This is a genomic window from uncultured Moraxella sp. (assembly GCF_945873075.1).
Taxonomy (GTDB): Bacteria; Pseudomonadota; Gammaproteobacteria; order Pseudomonadales; family Moraxellaceae; genus Moraxella.
In genome coordinates, this window is record NZ_CAMCBS010000004.1 from 56481 (window position 1) to 82768 (window position 26288).

Consider the following 26288-nt stretch of genomic DNA (forward strand, 5'->3'; position numbering starts at 1 on the left):
CATAAACCGCTTTTTTAATTGTCAAATTTAAATTTTTTTTATTTCCATAAACTATTTTTTAGAAACAATTATTACAAAAAACAAACAAACAAACAAACAAACTATAATAACTAAAATTTTGCGTGGAGTGTATCTAAAATATGTCTATTTTTGCTTCTTTATTGCTATTTGGATCTTTAATATTGCTTATTTTAGGCTGCATTGGACTTTTTAACTTTCGAGCATTTGGTATGAAGTCACGCGGGCAATCATCTGCTATCTTTTTTGGATCGGCAGTTGCAAGTCTAATTCTGGGATCCATCCTAATGCCAACTTCGCAACAAGCCACAGCAGAACAAATTACTCAAACGCAGACAACTACGGAATCAACATCTGCAATTACAGAACCAGTAGCCAAAATTGAATATGTTGATGCAATAGCAGTTGGTCAGCATTTTAACTCCCTAACAGAGCTACAAAGAGATGCTTGGAACAAAGAAAATAGACTAGTTATTCCAACCAAAGGGTCTTGCACAGTTGTCCAAGTTCAAAAAGTCAATTGGACATCACAGGTACAAAATGCAGATTATGAAGTAGAATGTGAAACATTGGGTGAGGTTAAGCCTGTTGTATATTTCACAAAAGAATATGAGAGCCTAGTGACTGGTCTAAATATTGGTGATACATTGAATTATGTTGGCATGGTACACTCAGCAAATCATTTTGGTTTTTGGACCAGTGTTTACATCTTAGGCAATTAATTACAATTTAGGAGATTTTTTATGAATAAAGCTGGCGGTATTATTGCCTTAATCGCAGGCATCTTTGCTGTATTTGCCTCTTTGTTTACCCTATTTTTTGGCGGTCTTGATGCTGCATTAAACAATGACACGCGCATTGTTTCGATGGGTTGGCTTGGTCTATTATTTTCTTTTTTGGTTATTGTTTTTGGCGCAGTTGCAATGGGTGCAAAAACTAAAAAACCAGGTATTGGCATCATCGCCTGTTCTATCATTGGTGGCATTTCAGGTGGTACTTTTGTATTCATTTGCATGATTTTGGCATTCATTGGAGGCATTCTAGCTCTAAATATCAAAAAAGACCAACCTCAAATTACTCAGCAATAAGAACGCATCCAATAAAATAAAGCCAGTTGCAAGACTGGTTTTATTTTTAATAATACACCCTACACCAACGCACTAATCTGACACACTGCCAAATCTTTAATGACAAGCTGTAAGCTTTGGTTACCCTGCCATTCATTGATATCAAGCGTATATAGGATATGCACACGACTGGCTCGATAATCCCACACAGACGGCTCATAGTTGAACCATATCGCATCAATCGGATATTGCACGCCTGCCATCTTGAGCACAAGCTTTAGGTGCTTATCCTTGAGCACTCGATGTTGTAGCACTTCAAATTCACCATCAAAGCTTGGCGGTGCAAAGCCATTGCCCCACACGCTGATTTGGGATAATGTCTGTGCAAACTGTAGGCTAAATTCATGGGCATCCAGTTCGCCATCAGTGAATTTTTCTTCGCTAAACACCGATGCATCAAAGCGGTTCATCTCATCATCAAATGCTGCAGCAAAGGCATCAAAATTCGCCTTTTTGATCGTCAAGCCCGCCGCCATCGCATGACCACCAAAATGCTCAATCAGCGTCGGATGGCGCATGGCGACCGCTTCGATGACATCACGGATATGGATACCTGCAATCGAGCGTGCCGAGCCTTTGATCCAGTCATCATCAGCCGTTTCGTTGTTGTCCGCAGGGGCGAACACGATGCTTGGGCGGTATAGCTTTTCTTTGAGTCTGCCTGCGACGATACCGATGACGCCTTGATGCCAGTTATCTTGGTATAGCACGATGGCTTTTGGGATGCTATCACAAGTATCTGCCATCTGTGGCAGACTATCAATGATGGCGATGGCTTCATCTTTCATCATCGTCTCGACACTACGCCGTGAGTGATTGAGTTTGTTCAGCTCAATCGCCAAGCGGTGCGCTTCGCTCCAGTCATCGGTCAATAAGCACTCAACACCGATACGCATATTGTCCATACGCCCTGCGGCATTGATGCGTGGGGCAATGGCAAAGCCAAAATCATCACTGGTAATCTTGGCAAAATCTCGCCCCGCCTGCTCAAGGATTGCCAAGATCCCCACACAAGCCCGCCCCTGTCTGATTTGGGCAAGTCCATGACTGACCAAGATGCGATTGTTGCGATCTAGCACGCCAAGATCCGCCACCGTGCCAAGCGCCACCAAATCCAGATACTGCGCCACATTTGCCGATGATTTACCCAGACTTCTGCGATGCTTGGCAAGTCGTCCCATCACATAAAACGCCACACCCACGCCCACCAGCCATTTACTGCCAAACTCACAGCCAAGCTGATTGGGATTGACCACCGCATCAGCAGGCGGTGATGATTTGGTAGTCAAATGATGATCGGTAATCACCACCTGAATGCCAAGCTCTGTCGCTTTGGCAACACCATCATGACTTGAGATGCCATTATCCACCGTGATAATCAGCTTAGGCTCGTACAGTGATGCGCCGTATTCGACAATCTGTGGTGTCAAGCCATAGCCAAACTTAAAGCGATCAGGCACCAAAAACTGGGCATCCGCCCCCATCTGCCGCAGCACTCGCATCATCAGCGCCGTGCTCGTCGCTCCATCACAATCAAAGTCGCCGATGATTAAGATTTTATCACCCTGATCAATCGCTGTATCAATCAAGTCAATCGCCGTATCAATCCCCATCAAGCCATCAGCAGGCAATAGATGTGCCGTGCTCACATCGAGCTCATCGACGCTGTGGATGTGGCGTGCCTGTAGAACACGAGCGAGCGATGGAAAGCCCGTCGCATCAATCAGCATCTGCGATGTCGGCTCGGCTAGGCGTGGAGTTAGGGTCAAACGGGTCATGGCGTATCCAGTGGATAATGGGTAATCAAGGCTGTGATGACTTTTTTAGCTTTGTAAATTACTTAGTTTTACAAATTGCTTAAGATTTTAAACTTTTTAAAATTTTTTAAGCTTTGGTCAATGATTTTGGTAAGCTAAAAGTCACATTCTCTTCGATACCTGACAGCTCCACAGGTTCATCAGCACCCCATGACTGCAAGGTATTTAGCACTTCTTGGATAAGCACTTCGGGTGCAGATGCCCCTGCGGTCACGCCCACATGGCTGACACCATCGAACCATGCTTTGTCCATTTGTCCTGCATTATCAATCAGATACGCACGCTTACCCATACGCTCAGCCAGCTCTCTTAGGCGATTTGAGTTGCTTGAATTGGGACTGCCCACCACGAGCACTACATCACACTCTTTTGAGAGTATCTTAACAGCATCTTGACGGTTTTGGGTGGCGTAGCAGATGTCATCTTTGCGTGGGGCATTGATGCTTGGGTATTTATTTTTGAGCGCATCGATGACCACCGCAGTATCGTCCATTGATAGCGTCGTTTGGGTGACGAATGCCAAGTTTTCTTTATCCAAATCAAGCTTTGCCACATCATCGGCATCTTCGACCAGATGAATACGGCCGCCAAAGCTTGTGTCAAATCGCCCCATTGTCCCTTCGACTTCAGGATGTCCTGCGTGCCCAATCAAAATCGCATCCATGCCTTCTTTGGCAAATTTACCCACTTCGATATGCACCTTAGTCACCAGCGGACAAGTGGCGTCAAACACCGTCAAATCACGGCGTGCCGCTTCATCTTCGACCGCCTTGGATACGCCATGCGCCGAAAAAATCACAATCGCCCCATCAGGCACTTCATCAAGCTCTTCGACGAATACCGCCCCGCGACTTGCCAAATCTTCGACCACAAATTTATTATGCACCACTTCATGACGCACATAAATCGGCGGATTAAAACGGCGCAGCGCTTCATTGACAATGGCGATGGCTCTATCCACACCTGCACAAAAACCACGGGGATTGGCTAATAAAATTTTCATAATTTTCTCAATAGTTTATCAAAATCACTGTGTGCTATTTTAGCAAATTTCAGCCAATTTGTGCTAAAATATCACGATTTGAACAAGGAAAATCCCATGACTGGCAAATTATTCATCATCACCGCCGCATCAGGCACTGGCAAAACTTCACTGGTCAAAGAACTACTTGCCACCACCGACAATCTCACCGTCAGCATCTCACACACCACACGAGCACCCCGCCCGGGCGAAAGCGACGGCGTGCATTATCATTTCACCACAGTGGATGAGTTTAAACGCTTGATTGATGAGTCAGCGTTCTTGGAATACGCCCAAGTGTTTGATAACTTTTATGGGACGACATGCCAAGCGGTCGAATGCCTGCTTCATGATGGCGTCGATGTGATTCTTGAGATTGACTGGCAAGGTGCGCTACAAGTCAAAGAAAAATTTAGTGATGCGGTGATGATTTTTATTCTACCGCCAAGCTGTGATGCCTTGCGTTCACGCTTATCAAATCGTGGTCAAGACAGCGATGAAGTCATCGAAAAACGCCTAGCAGGCTCGCTGACCGAGATGCGCCAATACGACAAATTCGACTATGTCGTCATCAATGATGACTTTGCCGAAGCACTCGCCGACTTACAAGTCATCATCAAAAGCCATCGCCTAAGCCGCGCCACCCAGCAAGCTCGCAATGGCAAGCTGATTGATGCCTTGTTCGCTTGATGGATGGATATTAAGGCAAAATCTTAGCCAAACTTGGCAAGCTTTGGTCAAAAATTTGCCAAGAATTGACAAAAAGCACTTAAAAAAGCCCAAAAAGCTTGCTATAATAAGCGATTATTTTGGGTAAAACCCATTTTTGAATTAATCATTGAGAGTAAACTATGGCACGAGTAACCATTGAAGATTGTCTTGCAAATGTTGATAATCGTTTTGAGCTGATTTTGGTGGCAAGCAAGCGTGCCCGCCAACTTGCTAATGGCAAGGTCGATCCAACCGTCCCTGTGGACAATGACAAGCCAACCGTGCTTGCTTTGCGTGAGATCGCCGCTGGCAATGTCAATCGTGGTATCTTGGATGAGCCTGATGATGATTTGTTCGCCAAGCCAAAGAACTACGAAACCACCCCTGAAGCATTGGGCAACGAGCTATAATTCTTAAATTCTTAGCCAAGCTCACAAAAGCTGCGTATCGCTGATGCGTGGCTTTTTTGTTGGTGGATCAAGTTGCGGATGACCAATTTACCATAATGACGCTGATTTACCTGAATAAAATATGCGATTTGATAAAATAAATTGTGAATGTATTGACAACACCCCCAATCAATGATTTATTATACTAATTTGGCAAACATCGTTTTGCCTTTCGTGGTTGCCTAATGGCAATCGAACATCCACCAGCCAAAAGAGCCAGTTATGTTAGACAGCTATCATCCACACGACATTCCAACACATCTAAGCCACCCGCTCGTGGATGAAGCCCGTGATAGTCTAATGCGCGCCGTCGCCTATCTAAAGCCTGCTGAACGGGCGGATGTACTGCGTGCCTGCCATTTTGGGGATGTGGCGCATATCAAGGATAAACGCAAATCAGGTGAGCCATATATCACGCACCCGATGGCGGTGGCGGAGATTTTGGCGGGATTTCGCTTAGACCGTGATACCATCATTGCAGCGATTTTGCATGACACGGTCGAAGACACCGAAGTGACCGAAGAGCTCATCACCGCTGAATTTGGCGAGACGGTAGCTCGTCTTGTCGATGGTGTCACCAAGCTAAAATCATCTGGCATGAGCAAGCAGCAAAGCCAAGCGGCGACTTTTCATAAGATTCTCACCGCTACGCTGATTGACCCACGAGTGCTGATTGTCAAGCTCTCCGACCGTCTGCACAATATGTCCACGCTCGATGCCGTCAGCGAAGACAAACAAAAACGCACCGCTCGTGAGACGCTGGATTTTTATATTCCGTTTGCTCGATTGATGGGGCTTAATAACATTGCCGATTACATCGAACTGCTGTGTTATCGCAATCTAAACCCCGCCATGTATAACAAATTCACCGATAAGCTACTTCAGCATGGCTTGGGGCGTAATTTCCAAAAAACCGAAATCAGCACCTATTTACAAAACTTACTTGTACATTTAGGCTTACAAGGTAATGTACAAGTACTGGACAATCGTGCGTCGATGTATCGTCAATTTTTCAAAAATCGTGGGCAAATCAATCAGCTGATTCGCCAATATGACTTTGATGTCGTGCTCGATGACATCGAATCGTGTGATAAATTGGCAAACTATCTGATCCAAAAATACCAAATCGGCGATCGCAATATCCAAGATCATATCCGTAAGCCCCTAGCCGGTGGTAATCAATCGCTGACACTCATCTATGAGCGAGATTATAATCACATCAAAATCACGCTAATGACTCGCCGAATGCAAGAAGCGGCAAGACTTGGCATCATCAGCAATGACCACAATGACATCAGCCAATCGGTGATCCAAGCCAGCCTTCGCAATATGCAAGACCTTGCCAATATTGAGACGCTCAGTGATGATGACGGTGATGACAGCCGCATCGCCATCATCGAAGAGCTGATCAGCTACCTACATGAGCGCAAAATTGTCTGCTACAGCCCGCAAGGTCGTGCTTATGAGCTGCCTCGTGGCTCGACAGCGCTTGACTTTGCGTATGCCGTCGGCCCTGCCATCGGCAATATCGCCACTGGTGCTGATATCAATAATGAGCATGGCAAACTAGGGCTAGTACTCGCTGATGGCGACACGGTGAGCATTGATACCGATAAAAATGCCACCCCCCGTGCTGAGTGGCTCGGCTTTGTGGCGACCAACAAAGCTCGTAGTGAGATTCTAAAATTCCTAAAACACTTGCCCGAAGACCAAAAAATCCAGTATGGCAAGCAGGCACTGGATCGTGCCTTGCAAACCTATGGTAAATCCATCACTGATCTTAGCGATGCCGACTGGGCAGACATCCTGCAATGGCGTGGCATTCAGACAGCTGATGAGCTATTTATGCAGCTATCGACAGGCGTGCTACTGCCGCAGCTGGTTGTCTCTCGCTTATTTAGCGAAGAAGTGGATTATGCTGATGGCAACGAAATCACCCAAACCAAGCATCTACTTGCCGGTATCAAAGGCGTGGAAGTGGACTTCGCTCGCTGCTGCAACCCCATCTATGGCGATCATATCGTCGGACATCTATCTCGCCAAGGACTCGTCGTGCATCGCCACAAATGCTACTCACTACAAAATGTCCGTGCCGAAAACCCTTATCAGATTATTCAGCTAAACTGGAAACCTTCTAGCGTCGCTGACAATCAAGCCAATGCCCTACGCTTCCCTGCCATGCTACGCATCTATGCCATGCTCAACGAAGAACAAATCAGCCAAGTCATCTATGAGATGCGTGCACTCAACATCGGCGTTGAGCACACCCATGTCAAAGCTGATGCCAAAGCAGATAAAGACGGCAAAGTCGGCACAACGACCTTGCATGTCGTTGTCCGCTCTCGCTCGCATCTGGCTGAAGGGATTGAAAAACTACGCCCGCTACTCGGCTACCCAAATATCCAGCGCCTATATCAATAAACTGATGTCAAAAGCGCTTGAAATTACCCGAGTATTTTTTTATTATAAAGATATCAATCACAAAGGAGCTTGCATATGTGCTGTAAAATTGATCTCAATAACCAAAAAGATGCTGCACATTTTCTTGGCAAGGGCGAGCCAAATATCTTACCAAAAACTGCCGATAATGTTGCACCGCACATTGAATACACTGGCACAGCGATGAGTTTGTTTGATAAGTTACTTGCTTATTTTCAAACCAAAAAAGCTTAATTAATCCATCTATTAGGAAATTATTATGTCAAAGCAAGTCATTCATACCGATGACGCCCCGGCTGCGGTCGGTACTTATTCTCAAGCCATCAAAGTCGGCAGCACCGTCTATATCTCGGGTCAGCTGGGTCTTAATCCTGCAACGATGCAACTAAAAGATGGCTTTCAAGCCCAAGCCGAGCAAGCGATGGATAACCTCGCAGCCATCGCCAAAGCAGCGGGCGGTAGCCTAGCAGATACAGTCAAGTTCAATGTCTCATTGACCGATCTTGCTGACTTTGCTGTGCTTAATCAAGTGTTCGAAGCACGCCTAAGCGCCCCATATCCTGCCCGTGCTGCGGTACAGGTCGCTGCTCTGCCAAAAGGCGGTGTGGTTGAGATTGAAGCGATTTTACATTTGGCATAACACGCTGTTAGGCATGATAATAAGCCCTTGACACTTGTGTTCTAAGGGCTTATTGGCTTTCTGGATTGCCAAAAATTTGCTATAATACTCACAGTCACCGTCCCATCGATGGGCGAGCATTTTTATTGAATTTATTTGATAGACAATTTAAACAGGATAATATATGACAGCCACACCCCAGTCAGCCATCATCCCAGATCATTGCCGAGCGGGCATCTTTATGGAAGCAGATTTTTGTACTGATAACACCCAAGCCATCGCCGATGCGTGCCGTGATGCGCTCAGCGCTTTGGGTCAATTACAGACCAAATTCCCTGGCGAGTCTTTGGGCTTAACCATCGGTTTTGGTGCCGATGCGTGGCAAAGATTTGGCCATTCACAAGAAGGCAGTCAAATCAAGCCGTTCCGTCCGCTTGGCGGTGGGCTTGCCCCTGCCACACAGCGGGATGTGCTATTTCATATCCAGTCGCTGCGTCATGATATTAACTTTAGCCTAGCGATGGCGGTGGTGCGTGCGTTTGATGGCTTGATTGATATCAAGAGCGAGACGCATGGCTTTCGCTGGGTCGAAAATCGCGGGCTAGAAGGCTTCGTCGATGGTACAGAAAATCCCCAAGGCGAGCATATCAACGAAGTCGCCGTCATCGCCGATGGTATCGATGCCGGTGGTAGCTATGTGATGGTGCAAAAATATCGCCATGATTTGCCAAAATGGGATGCCCTGCCTGTCGCCGAACAAGAGCACTGTATCGGTCGTTCAAAGGTGGATAATATCGAGTTTGACAAAGCGGTTCGCCTGCCTGACTCACATCTAGGACGCACCAATCTCAAAGAAGACGGCAAAACGCTCGAAATCGTCCGTCGCAGTCTGCCATACGGTACTGTCAGTGGCGAGCATGGGCTGATGTTCATCGCCTATAGTGCACGCCTGTGGAATATCGAAGCACAGCTACTATCGATGTTCGGCGAGACTGATGGCAAGACCGACCTACTGCTCAAGAATGTCACCACAGCAGTATCGGGGGCGTATTATTATGCGCCATCGGTTGAGCGTCTGTCGGCACTGTGATTGACCATTAGCCATCAAAAGCACGGAATATCGTATGCCCCACTCGCACCATGATCGCTTAGCCCAAGTCGCATTGGCGGTGCCTGTGGGGGATTTTTTTGATTATCTATGCCCAGGGCATCTGCCCCTACCACAGGTGGGGATGCGTGTGGTTGCACCCTTTGGTCGTCGCCTACTCATAGGCGTGGTGGTCGGGCTAATTGACCGCACCGACAGCCAAGTGCCGATGGATAAGCTTAAGCCCATTGAGCAAATTCTTGACAACACACCAATCATTGATGATGGGCTTATCAGACTTGCCAAGTGGCTATCGCACTACTATCATCATCCACTCGGTGATGTGTATTCAGTGATGCTACCGACACTCATCAATCAAGGTAAGCCTATCACCCAGCCGATACGCCATTATCGAGCCATCCTGCCTGATGGCGTATCTGATACTATGACTGATGGCACAGCTGATGACACAGCCGATAATCTTATCGCTCGCCTGCCAAAGACCGCCAAGAAACAGCGAGCGATATTGCAGACACTCATATCACATCCTGATGGTATCAGCCAGACGATGCTGATGAGTCTTGGGGCGACTCGGCAGGTGCTGACGACACTACAGGATAAGGGGCTGATTGAGCCATTTGACACCCTGATACAGCCATCTGTGCCACGCCCTGCTACACTCAAGCACCCTGCACTCACGCTCAATATTGAGCAGGCACAGGCACTCGACGCCATCACTCATGCCTGCGATGACGGATGCTATCAGGCATTCTTACTCGATGGTGTGACAGGCTCGGGCAAGACCGAAGTCTATCTACAGGCGATGGCGCATACGCTGGCACAGGGTAAGCAGGTGCTGATACTCGTGCCTGAGATTGGGCTGACTCCGCAGACTCGCTCACGCTTTGGCGATCGATTTGATGCCAATATCTGCGTACTACACTCCAATCTCACCGACAGCGAACGACTATCAGGCTGGCATGACTGCCAAACAGGTGTCACCCAAATCATCATCGGCACACGCTCAAGCGTGCTGTATCCCTTTGATAATCTTGGGCTGATCATCATTGATGAAGCACATGACACATCCTATAAGCAACAAGACCATCTACGCTATCATGCCTGTGATGTGGCGATGGTGCGAGCGATGTTTGCCAAGATTGTGGTGGTGCTCGGCACAGCGACGCCTAGCCTTGAGCAAATCAAGCTCGTCCAAGATGGCAAACTGCACCGCCTGATGCTCACCCAGCGAGCAGGGGGTGCGACAGCGGTCAGATATGAGCTCGTCGATATGCGACTCGGCACACAGCACGCCATGCACACCGATGGCAAAAGTAGCGACAGCACACTCTCGCCTGTGACGGTGCGTGCGATACGGACACGGCTTGAGAGGGGTGAGCAGGTGCTCGTGTTTCTCAATCGTCGTGGCTATGCACCGATACTCATCTGCTCTGCCTGCGGTCATCAGGCAGACTGCCCAAACTGTGATGCACATCTGACCGTGCACAAGAACGCCCTACAGCCGATGTACAGCACCCTACGCTGTCATCACTGTGGCTATATCGCGCCGATGCCGAGCCACTGCCCTGAGTGTCATAGCGCCAATCTCGACAGTGTCGGCACGGGGACGACACGACTGGTCGAGCATCTACACGCTTTGTTTGCCAATCCGCAGGTGAGTCAGCAGACTTATCCAATTATCCAAATCGACCGTGACACCATGCGAAAAAAAGACGCATGGGATACCATCACAAGACAAATCAACACAGGCACGCCTGCGATACTCGTCGGTACGCAGATGATTGCTAAGGGGCATCACTTCCCCAATGTCACGTTGGTGGTGATTGCCAATGCGGATTTGGGTTTTTTGTCCCCTGATTTTCGCTCGCCTGAGCATACCGCACAGCGTATCATCCAGGTGGCAGGACGAGCAGGACGAGCGCAGAAACAGGGGCTTGTACTCATTCAGACACTGCAGCCGAACAGCCCGCTACTGATGTCGCTCATGCGTGATGGCTATCATGCCTTTGCCCATCAGCTACTCACCGAACGTCAAGCACTAGGACTGCCACCCTATAGCCATGCGGTGCTGATCCGTGCTGAGAGCGGTCAGTATGCTCGTGCCAAAGATGCCATCGTACAGGCAAGACAACTTATCCCTGCTGATCACCCCTTTGCCATCAATGTCGCCGATGCGCCAATGGCAAAGAAAAATAACCGCTATCAGGTGCAGATGCTGATTTTATCCAAACATAGACCAGGCTTGCATCAGTTTTTGGATACTTGGTGGGGGCAGGTGCAGACACTACCAAGCACAAAGGCGGTGCGGATGAGTATTGATGTTGATCCTGTGGGGTGGTGATATAGACGCTATTTGCTTTTTATCACAAATCTTGTCATAATGATTCATCATACCAGCAATCAATCCAATAACAAATCATGACCACCATTTATCGCCTTAAAATCAGCTTGATTCAGCCACATTATCCAGCAACCAAATTGCATCGAGTTTTGGAAATTTCAGGCAATGCCAGTTTTTATAATCTGCACGAGCGGATTTTTGAAGCATTTGACCGTTGGAATGAACACGCTTTTCAGTTTTTTATCAGCCGCAGCAAAATGGAGAGTTTTCATAAACTATTCCAAGACTGCAAAGAAATTGTCATGATTGATGCATTTATGGATGATCATAATCCTTTATCCAATCAAGATATGCTGTTGCACCCTGCCAGCACAACGACGCTGGATGAGTTGAATTTAAACGAAAAAGACTATCTGTACTATTGGTTTGATTTTGGTGATGACTGGCTGCATCGGATACGCATTGAAAAGATTTTTGAAATCGAAGAAGTACCGAACGCAGGTGAATATTTTGCAATGGTGACAAATTACGTCGGCAAATCACCAGAGCAATACCCCATGGATTAATACACCACAAACATTATAGGCACGACACCATCCCTGCAATCAGTGCCAAATGCACAGGATAAAATCCATAAAACAAATAGCGACCGCCAAGCCATGACGGTATCGCCCGCCCTTTTTGTCCATTGTACAGTGCAATCAGCACCGCAGTCAGCACCATGCCAATGTGCATAAAGCCAAGCCCCACTGTAGCATTCAGCCCATAAATCAGCACATATGCTACAGGCAGGCTCAGTAGATACATCATCAGCTGATACTTAGGATTATCCATCCAATACCAAAAAATCACCGCCCACAGCATCATCGCCAGCCCATACTCGCTATAAGTCGCCAACAATATCAGCGGTAGCATAGCGACTAATTTCAGCCACTTATCAAGTCGTGACCGCCACAGCATCAATGCTGACAGTGCAAACCCAAGCGAGAACAGCACATTACCCCAAATGACATCACCAATGCTATCTGCCATACCGATTTGATACTGAAACCACATAAACACAGGCTGCGAAATTACCGCAAAGCCAAACAGCCGCCCAAGATAGCGCATCACGTCACGACTACTCACAAACCCCATCGCCAAAAAATACGCCATCATCGGCGCAACCATCCGCCCAATAGTATGCATCAGCTCGCCTGCGATACTATCAGTCGCCACAAACGCCCACGCCACATGGTCGATGACCATCGCCACTAGCATGATGAGCTTTAGGTCAAATAAGCTTAACCGCTTGATAGTCATCACTTTAAACCATCAATCCAAGCAGTGCTTTGGCGAGTGTTTCTTGGACAGTGATGTCTGACACCGCCACAGCGCCTGCCCATCATCGGCATGGGTGCGATAGATGGTCATCGTGCGTTCATTGAGATAGCGAATCGGATAATGCGCCCCTATGATGGTCGCCACCACCGCACAGTCGGTGCGTATGCCAGCAGGTGTATCGGTGATGTGGATGCGAATTCTTGGGTATTGGGTCATCACAGGCAGATGTGTCGGACACGCCCCTGTACTTGCCATCAAGACATCCACTCGCCGAGCAACCGCATTGGCACTGCGATAGGTGTCGTACAGCAGTTCTTGTTCTTTTGACTTGGCATAAATCGGCACAAACTGCGTGACGATAATCGACAACAATATCCCAAAAATCGCAAACGCCACCGACAGCCCCACAAGGCTCACCCCACCTTCGTGGCGTAGATGTGCTTTTTGAGCTTCGTCATCATCTGGATACAGCTCCAGCACATCGGCAATCTCACGCCGCGCCATGCGATAATAATACGCATCCGACCACCGAGCAACCATCCCCGCCCAAAACAGCCACACCACAAGGCCAATCCCCACACGGGTCATCACCTGCCATGCTTCGGGCAGATGGCCAATCAGCACAAACTCACTCACCGCCAAGATGATGGCAATATTCACCTTAATAAACGACCAACCAGCGACACAATACACCACGCAGTCCAGATAACGCTTACGGTACAATAGCCACCCAAAAGTCATAAAAAACGCCGCCCAATGCCAGCGTGCGTGCAATTTACCCGCCTTGTCAAATTCTTCAAAGCGTCTCAGATAATACGCCTGCGAGCGATGACCGATAAACCACTGGTCAAGCTGACGGCGCTTGGCATCGCTGATATTTGCCTGATAAAATGGCGGCGGCGTGGTATCTTCTAAAAATGGTAAACGAAACATAACTTGGCTTAGCTTGGCAAAATTTGACTAAAACAATTTAACTAAATCAAAAAGCGACGGACAACGGCACAACTTGACAGCAGACGGCATGGCAGGCAGGTTTGTCCGCTTGTTCAAAATCACAAAACGCATTATAATGACGGCTATTTTTAAGCTAACATTTTACGCCCTTTTATGACAAATTCAACCACCCAAGCCGACACCGCCGTCATCGATACCGACGAAATCAGCACACGCCTTGCCAAGCTTGCGCAGACGCCCGAGCAATTTCGCAAAATCAACACTTTTATGAAACGCCGTACCCACATGAGCCAGCAGGTCGAACAGGTGCTTGTGGATGGCAGTCTTGGGCATATTTATGTCAATAGCACAGGCGAGCTGGGTAAGCTGGGTGATGTCAGTGGTATCACCGATTTGCGTGCGTTATTCGCCGATACGCCCAATGGGGCAGATGCGCCGATTACCCTTGAGATTGGCTTTGGGATGGGTGATAGCCTGCTTGAGATGGCAAAAAACGCGCCAAGCACCAACTTTGTCGGCATCGAAGTACATGAGCCAGGCATCGGCCGCTTGGCACTCTTGGCTGATGAGATGGATCTAACGAACCTAAAAGTCATCAACGGTGATGCCATCGCCCTACTTGATAATCTGCCTGACAATCATCTGGATACCGTGCAGTTATACTTCCCCGACCCGTGGCAAAAAAAGCGTCATTATAAGCGCCGCTTTGTCACCCATGACCGTATGGCAAAGGTCGTGCGAGTGCTGACTACAGGGGGTAAATTCCACGCAGCGACCGACTGGGAGCATTATGCTTTTTGGATGCTAGAAGTGCTTGATACCATGCCTGAATTTAGCAATCCGCATGGTGTGGGGAATTTTGCGCCACGCCCTGAATATCGCCCCTTGACCAAATTTGAACAGCGTGGCATCACGCATGGTCATGGCGTATGGGATTTGATTTATATCAAGGTATAAACCTAGTATCATTCGCCAAAATTTAAAAAATTTGTTATAATTGATAATTTGCGCAATTTTGCGTTCATTTTTTTCTACTCGGTAGCGGTTATATGTTTGAAAGTAGCAAACATCACTACCAACGCCAACATTAGGAGTTATTATGGTTGCAATCACCTTACCAGATGGCAGTGTTCGTCAATTCGACGGACAAACCACCGTCATGCAAATCGCCCAAGACATCGGTCCCGGACTTGCCAAAGCCACCATCGCAGGTCGTGTCGATGGCAAATTGGTGGATGCTTGCGACCCGATTACCACTGATGCTAGCGTGTCTATCATCACCGCCAAAGACCAAGAAGGTGTCGAAATCATCCGCCATTCATGTGCCCACTTGCTCGGTCATGCGGTCAAACAGCTATACCCTGATGTCAAAATGGTCATCGGCCCTGTCATCGAAGACGGCTTTTATTATGACATCTACAGCCCACGCCCATTCACCCCCGAAGACATGAAAGCCATCGAAGAGCGTATGAAAAAGCTCATCGACCAAGACTATGATGTCATCAAAAAAATGACACCAAGAGATGAAGTCATCGAAATCTTTAAATCTCGTGGCGAAGATTACAAGCTACGCCTAATCGACGATATGCCTGATGAGACAGCGATGGGCTTGTATTATCACCAAGAATACATCGATATGTGTCGTGGCCCACACGTGCCAAATACTCGTTTTCTAAAGGCGTTCCAGCTGACCAAAATGAGCGGTGCTTACTGGCGTGGCGATGCCAAAAATGAGCAACTTCAGCGTATCTATGGCACAGCTTGGGCGGACAAAAAAGAGCTCAAAGCCTACATTCAGCGTATCGAAGAAGCCGAAAAGCGTGACCATCGTAAGATTGGTAAAGCATTAGGTCTATTCCACCTACAAGAGCAAGCACCGGGCATGGTGTTTTGGCATCCAAATGGCTGGACGATTTATCAAGTGCTTGAGCAATATATGCGTAAAGTACAACAAGACAACGGCTATCTTGAAATCAAAACCCCGCAAATCGTCGATAGAAGTCTATGGGAAAAATCAGGTCACTGGGAAAACTATGCCGAAAATATGTTTACCACCAGTTCTGAAAACCGTGATTATGCCATCAAGCCGATGAACTGCCCTTGCCATGTGCAGGTGTTCAATCAAGGGCTAAAATCATACCGTGATTTGCCACTACGCCTAGCAGAATTTGGCTCATGCCATCGCAACGAGCCATCGGGTGCTTTGCATGGTATCATGCGCGTGCGTGGCTTTACCCAAGATGATGCGCATATTTTCTGTACGCACGCCCAAATCCGTGACGAAGCCCAAGCCTTTATTAAGCTAACTTTGGATGTTTATAAAGATTTTGGCTTTAGTGACATCGTGATGAAGCTATCAACCCGCCCAGAAAAGCGTGTCGGCGCTGACCACCTATGGGATGATGCCGAAAAAGCCCTAGCAGATGCCCTAGATACCGCAGGTCTGGCTTGGGAGCTACAAGAAGGCGAAGGCGCATTCTATGGTCCGAAGATTGAATTTAGCCTAAAAGACTGTCTAGGTCGTATGTGGCAATGTGGTACACTACAGCTAGACTTCAACCTACCAGAGCGTCTAGATGCCGACTTTATCAACGAAAATGGCGATAAAGAGCGTCCTGTGATGCTACACCGTGCGATTCTAGGTTCATTCGAACGCTTTATCGGTATCTTGATTGAAGAATATGCAGGTCTGATGCCGCCTTGGCTTGCCCCAACCCAAGCGGTGGTGATGAACATCACCGACAAGCAAGCCCAAGCCTGTGATGCAGTCGTCGCCAAGCTAAAAGCCGCTGGTCTGCGTGCCATCAGCGATTTGCGCAACGAAAAAATCGGCTTTAAGATTCGTGAACGCACCCTTGAACGCATTCCGTTTATGCTGGTGCTCGGCGACAAAGAAGTCGAAGAAGGCACAGTCAATGTGCGTACTCGTGAAGGTGCAAACCTTGGTAGTATGCCTGTTGATGCGTTTATCACGCTACTGAATGACGCCGTCGCCCAAAAAGGCAATTATGTGGCAAAAGGTGCTGATAAGGCGTAAACTTCCCTTTTGATATGCCAAAGCCAAGATTGTAATAATCTTGGCTTTTTTGCCATTTACCAATTCAAAATAAGCCTTTTATTTGAGCATCATTTGGTATAGAATAAATCAAACACACTTTTAAGGAGAATTGATGTGAAAAAACTCGTATTAGCAACTTTTGCTACCTTAGCTTTTTGTGTATCAGCCCATGCAGAATCTTGCTTGGTTGCTGACCCGACCAATACACCGCTCAAATACCGCTCCGCCCCTTATGGAAAAGTACTAGGTTCATTGCCAAATGGCACTCATATTTATATCAATGATTGGAAATATGATAAAAATGGCAAACCTTGGGTGCGGGCTTACAGTCACTCAACGAATCGTTATCTTGGTTGGGTATATTACAATTACTTAAGCTGTTACTAATCTTATAATAAATTTGCCCAATATCTCGTATATTGGGCAAATTTATTTAAAAACAGGTAAAACCATTTGACAAAAATTTATCAAATGGTTAATAATAGACACTTTAATGCCAAAGTATTGGCAGACACGGTCAGCGATTTGGTTAATCATCCATCGCCGACAAAAGAGCAATTAGATTGGAGTAAGACCCATTAAACCGTCAAACCGTTTAAATATTAACGAAGAAATCCGTGCCAAAGAAGTCCGCCTAGTCAAAGAAGACGGCGAGCAGATGGGCGTGGTGGATATCCAAACTGCACTAAAAGCCGCTGCTGATGACGGCTTGGACTTGGTTGAGATTGTCCCTGATGCCAAGCCACCTGTGTGCAAGGTGATGGATTATAAGCGCTATTTGTACGAACAAAAACAAAAAGCCAAAGAAGCCAAAAAGAACCAAAAACAAACCCAAGTGCGTGAAATCAAGCTACGCCCAGGTACCGAAGAAGCTGACTATCAGGTCAAACTTCGTAAGATTGTTGAGTTTATCGAAGACAAGGATAAGGTCAAAGTCAGCATTCGCTTCCGTGGTCGTGAGATGGCGCACCAAGAAATCGGCAAAGCACAGCTTGAGCGTATCATCGCCGACACTGCCGAGATTGCCAGCGTCGAGCAAGCGCCAAAGGTCGAAGGTCGCCAAATGGGTATGCTACTTGGCCCTGCCAAGAAAAAATAATCGCCCACGATTATCAGACACATTCTGTGGTGATTGCTAATGATTGGCAATCACCTTTTGTGCTTTGATTGATTTGACTATTTTACCAAGCATTCTTGGCAATTAGCCCAATCATTCTGAATTGGCATAGAATTAGCATGGCTTGGTGCAACCTGCTTTTGCATGATGATGGCATCACAGCGACCTGTCGCAGTTTGGTAGTAGCCTTTTCGCACATCAATGGCTGTAAAGCCCATTTTTTGATACAGGCTGATGGCAGGCGTATTGTCCGCTCGGACTTCTAGCAGTAGATTGTCGCTGTGCTGATGTTGCATTTCATCCACGAGTGCCGTGATGAGTGATGCCGCCACCCCTTGCCTAGCATGGCTTGGATGCGTGCCGATACGATGGATTTCGGCAGTCTCAAAGACGATTTGATAAATGCAATAGCCCTTGACTGCTTGAGTATCAGCCCCATCTACAGCAAGCATTAGCCCCATCCCAAACTGCTCAAGACTTGAACAAATCTCATCCACCCCCCACGCATCATCAGGCAATAAGACACGCTCAAGCTTGGCAACTTCATCCAGCCACCGAGTTTGGTAAGCCTGCTTATCAGCATCGGTATCGGCATCGATATTGCCCTTTGCCAAGTTTATAATCATAATCGACATTTTTACCCCATTCACCCACAACAAACCACAATAAACCAACACAACAACTTAACAATCGCCGACAAACACCCACAAAACACAGCATCACGCTTGTGGACAAGTGCGATATCCTACTGAATTTTATAGACCATAAAGCACAATTTTTCAAGCTTTATGTTACAATAGATAAAACACAGAAGAGAAATTTTTAAGGTAAATTATGACCAACAAAACAAAAAAAACCAAATGGAATGACCCAAACGCAGCGGTAGAAGCATCAAAATACCAAAACCCCATCCCATCACGCCTGCTGATTTTGCAGACGGTGGCAGACATCACCAATCAAGGCAATCCTGCCACCCAAGAGTCGCTTGCCATGCATTTTGGCATTTTGGACGATGAAGATAAGTTTTTTGCCCTGACCAATCGCCTAAAAGCCATGCTCCGAGATTCACAGCTTGAGCGCAGTGATGGTATTCATTTTAGTGTCGCCCCTTTGCCGACCATCTTGAGCGGTACAGTGTCTGCCAATCCCAAGGGCTTTGGCTTTGTGGTATTGCCTGATATGCCTGACCTATTTTTGCATGAAAAACAAATGCGGCTGGTCTTTGATGGCGATAGCGTCGAAGTGGTGGCAAGTGAATATCGGGGCAAGGCAGAAGCACGCATCACCGCCGTCACGCACCGCCATCAGCTTGAGTTTATTGGTAAGCTTGCTTATGATGGCGAAGGGTTTTTTGTGCAGTTATCTGGCGCGAACGCCCATCAGCCCATCACCGTCAGCGATGATAATGTGATGGCGATGAATGCCGGTATCGGTGATGATGTCAAGGTGGCACTGATTGATTTGCCAACTTATCAAGAGTTCGCCACAGGCAAAATCACCGAGCTACTTAGCGGACTGAATGACCGTGAATTAATCATCGAGACCACGCTGTATAACTATGGCATTCCGCATGAATTTAGCAAAGAGACGCTCAAGCAGGCATCAAGCTTTAATGAGCCATCTGATAAGGACTTTGCAGGGCGTGTGGATTTGCGCCATTTGCCACTGGTGACCATCGACGGTGAAGATTCTCGTGACTTTGACGATGCTGTCTATGCCGAAAAGCGTGCCGGCGGTAACTATCGTGTCGTCGTCGCCATCGCTGATGTCAGCCATTATGTCACGCCACGCTCACCGCTTGATGTCGATGCCTATGAGCGTGGGACTTCGGTGTATTTCCCACATCGGGTGATACCAATGCTGCCTGAAGCCCTATCCAATGGCTTATGCTCGCTCAATCCGAAGGTTGACCGTCTGTGTATGGTCGCCGATATCAAGGTCTCACGGGGTGGTAAGGTGACTGGCTATGAGTTCTACCCTGCGGTGATGCACTCGCAGGCACGCTTGACTTATAATCAAGTCAATGCCTATTTTAATGACCCGACCAACGAAACTTTGCCTGATGATTTGGTGCGCAATGGCGATGTGCTCAAATCCATCGACACCCTGCATCAGCTGTACCAAATCCTAGATGTCCGCCGTGAAGAACGGGGTGCGATGGCGTTTGAGACGGCTGAGACTTATATCAAATTTGGCAAAGATGGCGACATCGTCGATATCGTCGCCCGCACTCGTGGCGATGCACATAAGCTTATCGAAGAGATGATGTTACTTGCCAATACCTGTGCGGCGAATTTTGCGCTCAAGCACAAATTGCCTGTGCTGTATCGCAACCATGACAAGCCCAATGACGAAAAATCAGCACGCCTGCATGAGTATGTCAAAAGCTTTGGTCTGTCATTCCCAAGCGAATCACCGACGCACGAAGATTATCAGCGTATCATCAAGGCCACTGCCGACCGCCCTGATGCGGTAAGCATCCATAGTATGCTACTACGCTCGATGATGCAGGCGAATTATAGTCCTGATAATATTGGACATTTTGGCTTGGCGTATGATGAATACAGCCATTTTACCAGCCCAATCCGTCGCTATCCTGATTTGATGCTACATCGTGCCATCAAAGACAAAGTCACCGGCCAAAAACCTGCCGACGCCCTATATGGCTCGCTCGATGAAGCCGGTGAGCAGACAAGCCTTACCGAACGCCGTGCCGAAGAAGCATCCCGTGATGTCGAAACATGGCTAAAATGCCACTATATGCAGCGTCATATCGGTGATGAATTTACCGCAACCGTCGCCACCGTGACAAGCTTTGGCCTATTTGTCACGCTCAATGAGCTATTTATCGAAGGCTTGATTCATATTTCAGGGCTTGGCAATGAGTACTTTGACTACGACGAACGAGAACAAAAACTTATCGGCGACAAAGGTACACGCTTTGGACTTGGCGATAGCCTGCTAATTCAAGTGGCAGGTGTGAATATGGATTTATTGCAAATTGACTTTAAACTCATCGAACAGCTGAGTCAATTGGGCAGTGATGGTGTCGCCAAAGCCGCCAAAAAGACAGCCACCAACGCCAATTCATCCGCCAAAGCAAATAAGACTGGCAAATCAAGCAAAAGCCGTCGCAAGACCAAAGCTTAAACATAACATCATAAGGATATGAGATGAGTGACAATAAACCCAAAGCACGCTATCCATTCTTGGAAGGTATCACAGACTGGCTCACCGCCTATATGCTTGGCGGTGTGTTGGTCGGCATTCTTGGCGTGGGCGGTCTGTGGCTACTGATTGGCTCGGCGGTGTTTTTGATGGCGGTTTTGGCATTTTCGGTAAATTTTCCCAAGACCAAATTCAAAATTTATGCCTTTGGCTTGGCGGTTTATACCGCTTATCTAATCAGCCAAATCATCGCCACAGGCAATCCATCCTTGAGTGTACCGTGGGTGCTGATGATTGTACTTGGGCTGACCCAAGCCATCTTGACTGTACGATATTATCAAAATAAACTTAAGAAATAATATGACACAATCCATCCAACAGATTCAGACGCTTGGCGAATTACAGACATGGCAGATGACGCACCTTAGCGATACCATCGACCAAGCACTGACACAGGCTGCCCTACCCAGTCCGCTTGATGATGCTTGTCGCTATGCGATGAGTAATGGCGGTAAGCGAGTGCGCCCACTGCTTGTCTTGGCGACTTTTTTGACGGTATCAGCACATACATCTCGCCCTATCACCACAGCGCAGATGGCATGGGTACTGCGTGCGATGACAGCAGTTGAGATGATACACGGCTATTCGCTCGTGCATGATGATTTGCCCTGTATGGATGATGATGAGCTACGCCGTGGCAAGCCGACTTGTCATGTGGTCTATGGTGAAGGTGTGGCACTACTGGCAGGTGATGCCTTGCAGTCGATTGCCTTTGAAGTGTTGGCTGGGTCATCAGATGAGCCGTCTGATATCAGCCTAAAGCTATTACAAACGCTTATCCCACGAGCACGGCGCATGGTGACAGGTCAGATGCTTGATATCGAAGGTGAACAAAAAACACTGAGCCAAGATGAACTCGAAGCCATCCACCGTGATAAGACAGGCGCGCTCATCGAAGCATCAGTGATGATGGGTGGCATCTGCGCTCATGCTGATGATGCGATGATGCAAAAGCTCGGTCAATATGCTCGCTCGGTGGGGCTTGCCTTTCAGGTGCAAGATGATGTGCTGGATGTCACCGCCGATACCGCCACGCTCGGCAAGCCTGCCGGCAGTGATGAAAAACTTGAAAAATCCACCTATGTCAAACTGCTCGGCGTCGATGGCGCACGCCGTTATGCCAACCAGTTATTTGATGATGCCGAACAAGCCGTGGCAATGTTTGGCGATGACAATTTATTGTCGCAGATTGTACGCTGGCTACAGGTGCGTGCGTTTTGAGCAGTAGGCTTGACGATAAACCCGTCAAGCCTTTTTTAACAGCTTATCCATCGCCACAGGCTTTGCCAAATTCTCACCATCAGCCCACACAAAATCCGCATGAGCCGATTGTAGCGAGTGGTTTAGCAGTTGATACAACCCTTCATACACCTTGAGCGTCACAAGATAGATATGCCAATGAAAATGCGTCAGCGTATGCTTGATGTGATGCTCTACAGGCGGATGTGGTAGCGTACCAAGCGCATCAAATAGCACCTGCTCGGCTAGTGATGACATCTCGGTCACATTATCCATCAGCTGATTGAGTATCTCTTGGCTAAGCAACTTGTCCGCATCCGATGTCAGTGTCATCATTGGCAAGCACCACAGCCCATCCCAGATACCGCCATCATTATGTCGTTGCAGCCATAGCGTATCATCTTGGTACGTGAGTGCGACTGCTAGGCTATGGCGGTGTGGTTTGGGTGCAGATTTTTTCTTGACAGGATAAGTGGCTTGTTTGCCCATAAGCCGTGCTTGGCAGTCGATTGCCACAGGGCAGATATCGCACTTAGGCTTGGTGCGAGTGCAGATGGTCGCCCCCAAATCCATCATCGCTTGTGCGTATTTACCGCTATCAGTCTTGGGCGTCAAAGCGGTGGCTAGTTGCCATAACGCCTTATCGGTAGCAGACTTGGTGATATCGCCATCGATGGCACGGTGGCGCGTCAGCACTCGCTTGACATTGCCATCACAAATCACCCCAAAATCACGCACGCCCATCGCCACAATCGCCCCTGCGGTGGAGCGACCAACACCTTTGATGGCTTGCCACTCATCTACCGTCTGCGGAAAATGACCAGTTTTATCAATAAAATCAGCCACTTGAGCCGACCCTGCGTGCAGATTGCGTGCCCGAGCATAGTAGCCAAGCCCCGCCCACAAGCTTGCAACATCATCCCATGATGCCACCGCCAAATCCTGCACGGTGGGGAATTTTGCCAAAAATCGCTCAAAATACCCCATCACTGTCGCCACCTGCGTCTGCTGTAGCATAACTTCAGACAGCCATACCGCATAGATATCAGCATGGTCTTGATGATGAAACTGCCACGGCAAATCATGTCGTCCCGATTGCTCAAACCACGCCAAAAGCCGTGTGGCAAACTCGCTTGGCAATACCATCTCGGTAGTATCACAGGTGCTGATTGTCAAATCCGCTGTCAAATTGGTTGTTGTCATGATGATTAACTGCTAAAATTCGTTCATTATAAAAAGCTATGACACCAATTACAATCTTTGTTTTGCACGCACCGATGATGAGCCGATTTTTATTCCGCACCGCTTGTGTGGCGATGACCGTCCTGCTTAGCAGTTGTACCATCAGCCTTGAGCCTACACCAAGCCCAACGCCAAACACAGTACCGACGCCAAGCGATACCACGCCTGCGGTTTCGCCACTTAGCTATCGCTTTGAGTCAGGATTTGACAGTTATCAAGCTTGCCAACATCAATTTTATCAAAGTGCACCTGCACTGGTTGGCGCAAAAGGCGATAAACTCAACCGTCAGCTGTATGCGCTGTGCTTTGATGGCTTTGCCACGCTGTATTCGGGCATCTCTCGCACGCCATTTTGGTCAGCATCGCACTTGACCCATCAGCGAGTACAGCAGGCTCGCACCTTAGTGCGTAATGACAGCTTTCGTGCCGAGCGCCGATTGCCAAGCGATGTGCGTGCCGAGCTTGCCGACTATCGCCGTTCGGGGTTTGACCGTGGGCACATCGCCCCCAATGGCGATATGGCGACCGTCGATGAGCAGTATGCTAGCTTTAGCCTTGCCAATATCGCACCCCAACACGGCGAGCACAACCGCAATCTTTGGCGTCATATCGAAAACGCCACTCGCACGCTTGCAGTACGCTATGGCGAAGTGTATGTGGTGACTGGCGTGGTCTTTGATGGGCAAAGCGTACAGCGTATCGGCGGCCGTGTGATGGTGCCAAGCCACTTTTTTAAGGCAGTATATATCCCAAAACTCAATCAAGCTGGCGTATATTATTCACCCAATGACAGTACGGGCAATTATGAAGTGATTAGCCTACAAGCACTTGCCGAGCGTACAGGCATCCTTGCCATGCCAAGCCTAGCACCTGCCGTCCAAAGCCACGCCTACGCCCTGCCAAGTCCAATGACCGACAAGCAAGCCGAAGCCATCATGCTTAACACACCCCACAGCTGGCTTGCCTTTGGTGATGCGATGGTGCGCTATGTGGTGACATTTTTAAGAAGTTAAATGATACAAGCTAAATGAATACTCTAATGAATGACATAACAACGATGACACCATTTGATAATGACCATGAAGTGCTGACCATCGGCGGTTTGACCATCGAAAATGGCTTGGATACTGTGGTGCTATTTGGGGAATTGACGATTGCCAAAAGCAAAGACGGACTTGTCCAAGCCAAAGCACTACAAGCCATCAGCAGCCAGCTTGTGACAGTGCTTGAACAGATGGCGGATTTGCCCGATGAGATGAGCGTAGCGACTGCCCCAGTTGAAGAGATTGACAATCCATTTGCCTAAAATTTAACCAAAGCATTTCTCCATCAAAGTCAATAAGATACAAGCGTTCACCGACTGTAACAAAAGCATGGCAAATCACTACAAAAATCTGTCTATACCGGTTTGCATTTATCGTATAGCTTGGTTATAATGCCATTAAGCTTGTAAACACAAGTGGATTTATTGATTATCCATGACAAACCACAAGGAGTGAATTATGAAATTTGCAACCAAACTAATGGCAATCGGTGTTGGCGTTCTACTATCAGCATCAGCAATGGCAGCTGACCCAATCGTCGGTAAATGGAAGATGACCGAAAAAGGTGAAGCCAAAGCCATCATCACCATCAGCCAATCAGGTGATAAATTCGTTGGCGTGATGACCAAAGGTCTAACCGAAAAAGCCAAAAAAACCGAAGGTCGCACCATTCTAACTGATATCCAGTCACAAGGTGGCGGCAAGTATAAAGGCAAAGGCGAGCACCCAACACTACGCATCAAAGGCACAGTGAACATCACGGTAAGCGGTAACAACCTAACCATCAAGAGTATCACTGGCACTCAAACAGGCGTAAGACAATAATCTTGCCAAGCTATTTAATTAGCCCTGTTTAGCAAAATGCACCGTTTTTTTACGGTGCATTTTTATTTGAAAGACAGTTTAAATATGGTATGATTAAATATGATAAATTCAATCACCGCAACCAAAAGGACTTATGATGAAACAAGCAATCACATCACTCACAGTATTAGCCATAGCCATCACACCCAATTTAGCCAATGCCAATCAAGCCGAAAACCAAAAGAAAATTACGGTTGTGAAGAAGGTTTATCAAAATATTAACAAACGCCACACTATCATTATCAATAATGCGACACCAGATTTTAAACAAGCCATTCGATATGATGATGCGATCACACCTGATGGTGAGATGAATTGTCAAGCTTGGGACATGGTTGGTGGTGTAGATCCCAAAATTAGACAAGTAAAATATACTGTACTCAAAAATGGTAAGGTTCGAGCCACTTTTAAAAACTACGGCAAGACAGAATATAACGATTTTCAACTTCAAAAAGTCAATGGAAAATACTTGATTGCTGATATTTGGGGCACTGGCTATCAAACATCTTTTATGCAAGGCATGGCAAAGTGTCAACAATACGGTTTATAAAATACCTAAACACAAAAAAG

27 protein-coding genes are annotated in these 26288 nt (G+C 47.5%); 21 read left to right on the forward strand and 6 right to left on the reverse strand.

Annotated features, from left to right (window positions below; translation table 11 throughout):
• Positions 1–140: 140 nt before the first annotated feature.
• Positions 141–740 (forward strand): hypothetical protein, encoded by a 600-nt coding sequence (locus tag Q0N89_RS02315; protein WP_294033195.1) that lies wholly within the window; start codon positions 141–143, stop codon positions 738–740.
• A 21-nt stretch (positions 741–761) separates the two neighbouring features.
• Positions 762–1106, forward strand: a complete 345-nt coding sequence (locus tag Q0N89_RS02320) for a hypothetical protein (protein ID WP_294033196.1) — start codon at positions 762–764, stop codon at positions 1104–1106.
• Between the two features lie 59 nt (positions 1107–1165).
• On the opposite strand, the gene recJ is transcribed toward Q0N89_RS02320, so the two are convergent.
• A complete protein-coding gene (recJ, locus tag Q0N89_RS02325) occupies positions 1166–2923 on the reverse strand; it encodes a single-stranded-DNA-specific exonuclease RecJ (RefSeq protein WP_294033197.1) in 1758 nt (585 codons plus the stop codon).
• 106 nt (positions 2924–3029) lie between these two features.
• Entirely contained in the window at positions 3030–3965 is a 936-nt protein-coding gene (gene ispH / locus Q0N89_RS02330; protein ID WP_294033198.1) for a 4-hydroxy-3-methylbut-2-enyl diphosphate reductase, read from the reverse strand.
• Positions 3966–4061: 96 nt separating this feature from the next.
• On the opposite strand from ispH, the gene gmk reads away from it, so the two are divergent.
• From gmk to Q0N89_RS02370, 8 genes are all read left to right on the forward strand, one after another.
• Entirely contained in the window at positions 4062–4673 is a 612-nt protein-coding gene (gmk, locus tag Q0N89_RS02335) for a guanylate kinase (protein ID WP_294033199.1), read from the forward strand.
• 161 nt (positions 4674–4834) lie between these two features.
• On the forward strand, positions 4835–5104 hold the full coding sequence (gene rpoZ / locus Q0N89_RS02340; RefSeq protein ID WP_078253268.1) for a DNA-directed RNA polymerase subunit omega: 270 nt from the start codon (positions 4835–4837) through the stop codon (positions 5102–5104).
• 261 nt (positions 5105–5365) lie between these two features.
• On the forward strand, positions 5366–7564 hold the full coding sequence (locus Q0N89_RS02345) for an HD domain-containing protein (RefSeq protein WP_294033200.1): 2199 nt from the start codon (positions 5366–5368) through the stop codon (positions 7562–7564).
• 75 nt (positions 7565–7639) lie between these two features.
• Positions 7640–7816 (forward strand): hypothetical protein, encoded by a 177-nt coding sequence (locus Q0N89_RS02350; RefSeq protein WP_294033201.1) that lies wholly within the window; start codon positions 7640–7642, stop codon positions 7814–7816.
• A gap of 25 nt (positions 7817–7841) precedes the next feature.
• Positions 7842–8222, forward strand: coding sequence for a Rid family detoxifying hydrolase (locus tag Q0N89_RS02355; protein WP_294033202.1), 381 nt, complete (start codon positions 7842–7844; stop codon positions 8220–8222).
• A gap of 163 nt (positions 8223–8385) precedes the next feature.
• Positions 8386–9291 (forward strand): Dyp-type peroxidase, encoded by a 906-nt coding sequence (locus tag Q0N89_RS02360; protein ID WP_294033203.1) that lies wholly within the window; start codon positions 8386–8388, stop codon positions 9289–9291.
• Positions 9292–9325: 34 nt separating this feature from the next.
• Positions 9326–11650 carry a primosomal protein N' gene (locus Q0N89_RS02365; protein ID WP_294033204.1) on the forward strand — a complete coding sequence of 775 codons (2325 nt, stop codon included), beginning with the start codon at positions 9326–9328 and terminating at the stop codon, positions 11648–11650.
• 77 nt (positions 11651–11727) lie between these two features.
• Positions 11728–12216 carry a hypothetical protein gene (locus tag Q0N89_RS02370; RefSeq protein ID WP_294033205.1) on the forward strand — a complete coding sequence of 163 codons (489 nt, stop codon included), beginning with the start codon at positions 11728–11730 and terminating at the stop codon, positions 12214–12216.
• Between the two features lie 13 nt (positions 12217–12229).
• On the opposite strand, the gene Q0N89_RS02375 is transcribed toward Q0N89_RS02370, so the two are convergent.
• Positions 12230–12952 carry a TraX family protein gene (locus Q0N89_RS02375; protein WP_294033206.1) on the reverse strand — a complete coding sequence of 241 codons (723 nt, stop codon included), beginning with the start codon at positions 12950–12952 and terminating at the stop codon, positions 12230–12232.
• A 12-nt stretch (positions 12953–12964) separates the two neighbouring features.
• The gene (locus tag Q0N89_RS02380; protein WP_294033207.1) at positions 12965–13906 is read right to left on the reverse strand and encodes a DUF2628 domain-containing protein; all 942 of its coding nucleotides are present in this window, start codon (positions 13904–13906) and stop codon (positions 12965–12967) included.
• A gap of 174 nt (positions 13907–14080) precedes the next feature.
• Here Q0N89_RS02380 and trmB point away from each other — a divergent pair, with 174 nt between their 5' ends.
• The 4 genes from trmB to infC all read left to right on the forward strand — a co-directional run bounded on the left by trmB (position 14081) and on the right by infC (position 18084).
• Positions 14081–14884 (forward strand): tRNA (guanosine(46)-N7)-methyltransferase TrmB, encoded by an 804-nt coding sequence (trmB, locus tag Q0N89_RS02385; RefSeq protein ID WP_294033208.1) that lies wholly within the window; start codon positions 14081–14083, stop codon positions 14882–14884.
• A 142-nt stretch (positions 14885–15026) separates the two neighbouring features.
• Complete coding sequence (thrS, locus tag Q0N89_RS02390) at positions 15027–16964, forward strand: threonine--tRNA ligase (protein ID WP_294033209.1); 1938 nt, start codon at positions 15027–15029, stop codon at positions 16962–16964.
• A 135-nt stretch (positions 16965–17099) separates the two neighbouring features.
• Positions 17100–17372: a hypothetical protein gene (locus tag Q0N89_RS02395; protein ID WP_294033210.1), complete on the forward strand. Its 273-nt coding sequence runs from the start codon at positions 17100–17102 to the stop codon at positions 17370–17372.
• Positions 17373–17586: 214 nt separating this feature from the next.
• Positions 17587–18084 carry a translation initiation factor IF-3 gene (gene infC, locus Q0N89_RS02400; protein WP_294033258.1) on the forward strand — a complete coding sequence of 166 codons (498 nt, stop codon included), beginning with the start codon at positions 17587–17589 and terminating at the stop codon, positions 18082–18084.
• A 77-nt stretch (positions 18085–18161) separates the two neighbouring features.
• Here infC and rimI read toward each other — a convergent pair whose 3' ends face one another.
• Positions 18162–18737 carry a ribosomal protein S18-alanine N-acetyltransferase gene (rimI, locus tag Q0N89_RS02405; protein ID WP_294033211.1) on the reverse strand — a complete coding sequence of 192 codons (576 nt, stop codon included), beginning with the start codon at positions 18735–18737 and terminating at the stop codon, positions 18162–18164.
• A 199-nt stretch (positions 18738–18936) separates the two neighbouring features.
• Between rimI and rnr the strand changes: the two genes are divergently transcribed.
• From rnr to Q0N89_RS02420, 3 genes are read left to right on the forward strand one after another with little or no spacing between them, the layout of a single operon-like run.
• The gene (gene rnr / locus Q0N89_RS02410) at positions 18937–21252 is read left to right on the forward strand and encodes a ribonuclease R (protein WP_294033212.1); all 2316 of its coding nucleotides are present in this window, start codon (positions 18937–18939) and stop codon (positions 21250–21252) included.
• 23 nt (positions 21253–21275) lie between these two features.
• A complete protein-coding gene (locus Q0N89_RS02415; RefSeq protein WP_294033213.1) occupies positions 21276–21629 on the forward strand; it encodes a hypothetical protein in 354 nt (117 codons plus the stop codon).
• Between the two features lies 1 nt (position 21630).
• Complete coding sequence (locus Q0N89_RS02420) at positions 21631–22551, forward strand: polyprenyl synthetase family protein (protein ID WP_294033214.1); 921 nt, start codon at positions 21631–21633, stop codon at positions 22549–22551.
• A gap of 24 nt (positions 22552–22575) precedes the next feature.
• Here the strand turns inward: Q0N89_RS02420 and mutY are convergent, their stop codons facing one another.
• Positions 22576–23772: an A/G-specific adenine glycosylase gene (mutY, locus tag Q0N89_RS02425; RefSeq protein ID WP_294033215.1), complete on the reverse strand. Its 1197-nt coding sequence runs from the start codon at positions 23770–23772 to the stop codon at positions 22576–22578.
• A 38-nt stretch (positions 23773–23810) separates the two neighbouring features.
• Between mutY and Q0N89_RS02430 the strand changes: the two genes are divergently transcribed.
• The 4 genes from Q0N89_RS02430 (at position 23811) to Q0N89_RS02445 (ending at position 26268) form a co-directional block, all read left to right on the forward strand.
• Positions 23811–24824 carry a DNA/RNA non-specific endonuclease gene (locus Q0N89_RS02430; protein WP_294033216.1) on the forward strand — a complete coding sequence of 338 codons (1014 nt, stop codon included), beginning with the start codon at positions 23811–23813 and terminating at the stop codon, positions 24822–24824.
• A 26-nt stretch (positions 24825–24850) separates the two neighbouring features.
• Positions 24851–25117: a hypothetical protein gene (locus tag Q0N89_RS02435; RefSeq protein ID WP_294033217.1), complete on the forward strand. Its 267-nt coding sequence runs from the start codon at positions 24851–24853 to the stop codon at positions 25115–25117.
• Between the two features lie 196 nt (positions 25118–25313).
• Positions 25314–25679, forward strand: a complete 366-nt coding sequence (locus Q0N89_RS02440; RefSeq protein ID WP_294033218.1) for a hypothetical protein — start codon at positions 25314–25316, stop codon at positions 25677–25679.
• 136 nt (positions 25680–25815) lie between these two features.
• Positions 25816–26268 (forward strand): hypothetical protein, encoded by a 453-nt coding sequence (locus tag Q0N89_RS02445; protein ID WP_294033219.1) that lies wholly within the window; start codon positions 25816–25818, stop codon positions 26266–26268.
• Positions 26269–26288 lie beyond the last annotated feature (20 nt).

What these genes read in the sequence shown, in the direction of transcription:
- recJ (WP_294033197.1), bottom strand. Translation starts at nt 2,923, where the DNA reads ATGACCCGTTTGACCCTAACTCCACGCCTAGCCGAGCCGACATCGCAG.
- Q0N89_RS02440 (WP_294033218.1), top strand. Translation starts at nt 25,314, where the DNA reads ATGAAATTTGCAACCAAACTAATGGCAATCGGTGTTGGCGTTCTACTA.
- Q0N89_RS02420 (WP_294033214.1), top strand. Translation starts at nt 21,631, where the DNA reads ATGACACAATCCATCCAACAGATTCAGACGCTTGGCGAATTACAGACA.
- Q0N89_RS02315 (WP_294033195.1), top strand. Translation starts at nt 141, where the DNA reads ATGTCTATTTTTGCTTCTTTATTGCTATTTGGATCTTTAATATTGCTT.
- Q0N89_RS02370 (WP_294033205.1), top strand. Translation starts at nt 11,728, where the DNA reads ATGACCACCATTTATCGCCTTAAAATCAGCTTGATTCAGCCACATTAT.
- rimI (WP_294033211.1), bottom strand. Translation starts at nt 18,737, where the DNA reads ATGTCGATTATGATTATAAACTTGGCAAAGGGCAATATCGATGCCGAT.
- mutY (WP_294033215.1), bottom strand. Translation starts at nt 23,772, where the DNA reads ATGACAACAACCAATTTGACAGCGGATTTGACAATCAGCACCTGTGAT.
- rnr (WP_294033212.1), top strand. Translation starts at nt 18,937, where the DNA reads ATGACCAACAAAACAAAAAAAACCAAATGGAATGACCCAAACGCAGCG.
- rpoZ (WP_078253268.1), top strand. Translation starts at nt 4,835, where the DNA reads ATGGCACGAGTAACCATTGAAGATTGTCTTGCAAATGTTGATAATCGT.
- trmB (WP_294033208.1), top strand. Translation starts at nt 14,081, where the DNA reads ATGACAAATTCAACCACCCAAGCCGACACCGCCGTCATCGATACCGAC.
- ispH (WP_294033198.1), bottom strand. Translation starts at nt 3,965, where the DNA reads ATGAAAATTTTATTAGCCAATCCCCGTGGTTTTTGTGCAGGTGTGGAT.
- Q0N89_RS02415 (WP_294033213.1), top strand. Translation starts at nt 21,276, where the DNA reads ATGAGTGACAATAAACCCAAAGCACGCTATCCATTCTTGGAAGGTATC.
- Q0N89_RS02430 (WP_294033216.1), top strand. Translation starts at nt 23,811, where the DNA reads ATGACACCAATTACAATCTTTGTTTTGCACGCACCGATGATGAGCCGA.
- Q0N89_RS02320 (WP_294033196.1), top strand. Translation starts at nt 762, where the DNA reads ATGAATAAAGCTGGCGGTATTATTGCCTTAATCGCAGGCATCTTTGCT.
- gmk (WP_294033199.1), top strand. Translation starts at nt 4,062, where the DNA reads ATGACTGGCAAATTATTCATCATCACCGCCGCATCAGGCACTGGCAAA.
- Q0N89_RS02345 (WP_294033200.1), top strand. Translation starts at nt 5,366, where the DNA reads ATGTTAGACAGCTATCATCCACACGACATTCCAACACATCTAAGCCAC.
- Q0N89_RS02380 (WP_294033207.1), bottom strand. Translation starts at nt 13,906, where the DNA reads ATGTTTCGTTTACCATTTTTAGAAGATACCACGCCGCCGCCATTTTAT.
- thrS (WP_294033209.1), top strand. Translation starts at nt 15,027, where the DNA reads ATGGTTGCAATCACCTTACCAGATGGCAGTGTTCGTCAATTCGACGGA.
- Q0N89_RS02445 (WP_294033219.1), top strand. Translation starts at nt 25,816, where the DNA reads ATGAAACAAGCAATCACATCACTCACAGTATTAGCCATAGCCATCACA.
- Q0N89_RS02375 (WP_294033206.1), bottom strand. Translation starts at nt 12,952, where the DNA reads ATGACTATCAAGCGGTTAAGCTTATTTGACCTAAAGCTCATCATGCTA.
- Q0N89_RS02360 (WP_294033203.1), top strand. Translation starts at nt 8,386, where the DNA reads ATGACAGCCACACCCCAGTCAGCCATCATCCCAGATCATTGCCGAGCG.
- Q0N89_RS02435 (WP_294033217.1), top strand. Translation starts at nt 24,851, where the DNA reads ATGAATGACATAACAACGATGACACCATTTGATAATGACCATGAAGTG.
- Q0N89_RS02350 (WP_294033201.1), top strand. Translation starts at nt 7,640, where the DNA reads ATGTGCTGTAAAATTGATCTCAATAACCAAAAAGATGCTGCACATTTT.
- Q0N89_RS02365 (WP_294033204.1), top strand. Translation starts at nt 9,326, where the DNA reads ATGCCCCACTCGCACCATGATCGCTTAGCCCAAGTCGCATTGGCGGTG.
- Q0N89_RS02355 (WP_294033202.1), top strand. Translation starts at nt 7,842, where the DNA reads ATGTCAAAGCAAGTCATTCATACCGATGACGCCCCGGCTGCGGTCGGT.